Genomic DNA, 1,296 nt, shown 5'->3' with positions numbered 1-1,296 from the left:
ATAAGTCACCTTATGGACTGGTGCGCTTTTACCGCACCGTTTCACCTGTACAACGCCCAACTTCTTATATAAAAGTAGGCATTGTAGTCTACTCTCTGTTGCACTTTCCATAGCGTCGCCGCTCCTGGGGGTTACCCAGCACCCTGCCCTGTGGAGTCCGGACTTTCCTCATCCCGATGGTAGGATTACGATCGGGACGCGACCCTCTACTCAACTCAAGCCTTCCTATTATAACCTATCTTTTCCCTTAAAGCAATGAAATCGAGGCGAGAGTGCGGAGCCATTCAATTCTCCATGAATGACCCTGCCCAAAACGCCGTTATTTCAGGGATCTAACCCTAAAGTCCCTTGATCAGGGGACTTTAGGAGGAACTGCGTAAGTCCTATTGCTTTAATTCTGCCCAAACAATAGACTTTTTCCTAATAAAGGGTATTGATGGCGCATTAGGTGCTTTTTCCATTTCTGTATAAGAAGCAACGATTTCATCCCGCCTAACTGTATCTCCTATTTTATGTTTTTTAAAATGCTCATGGGAAATGCAGTTATACATTATAACAATTTCATATTTCTTCCAATCAGAGTAATCCTCATCCTTTTTATTGTTATAATATGAGAGGGACATCGCAAATCTAGCTCCATCTTTATTCACATTATCTGCATGGTTTGGATTATTACCCCAGTTTGTATCTATATTCTTCTTGCGAATATGCCATGAGAGTGTAATAATACCCACTGTTTCTGCTTCTGGATTATCATCTGATTTTTTGAGAAGCCAGGGTCGACCACTTGTATTCTCTCCTTTGATTTCACTCAAAACTTTTATTTCGTTGTTTTTATCTACTATCGCAATTCGCATAAAAGGATCTATGAATTTAACATAAGAATTAGAATCGTTTTTAAATGTTACTATCAGTCTTTTTGGGTGCTTTTCCTCAGTAACACTCACAATGCTTATTCTATCTTGCTTGGGCCATTTCTCATCTTTGCCGCAAAAGATTTCGCTCGGCTTAGGTATATACTTGACCCGCTTAACTTTCGCTTTCTCAGTTGTTTTCTTCTCTTCTTCCTGCGTCATTGGTGGAGATATTACATTCTGCGAATGCGGCACTTCTGGTTTGTTATGCGAATGCGGTATATCTCTTGTAGTTGAAATTGGAGGGGAACCTTCACCTTCAGCGTCGGCCGTGCTATCGACATCAGAGTTGTCCGTGCCACCACCGACATCAGAGTCGTCCGTGCCACCACCGTCATCAGAGTCGTCCGTGCCACCACCATCATCAGAGTCGTCCGTGCCA

Annotated in this window: 1 protein-coding gene and 1 other RNA gene; both read right to left on the bottom strand. The window is 42.6% G+C overall.

The genetic code is table 11. The features are described from left to right. An RNA gene (rnpB, locus tag F4X88_04355) (RNase P RNA component class A) lies at positions 1 to 218 on the bottom strand; the annotation flags it as partial. Positions 219 to 383: 165 nt separating this feature from the next. Next, a complete protein-coding gene (locus F4X88_04350; protein ID MYA55508.1) occupies positions 384 to 1,076 on the bottom strand; it encodes a hypothetical protein in 693 nt (230 codons plus the stop codon). Positions 1,077 to 1,296 lie beyond the last annotated feature (220 nt).

This window comes from Candidatus Poribacteria bacterium (genome assembly GCA_009839745.1).
Taxonomy (GTDB): domain Bacteria; phylum Poribacteria; class WGA-4E; order WGA-4E; family WGA-3G; genus WGA-3G.
This window is presented reverse-complemented; position numbering and strand designations above follow the sequence as displayed.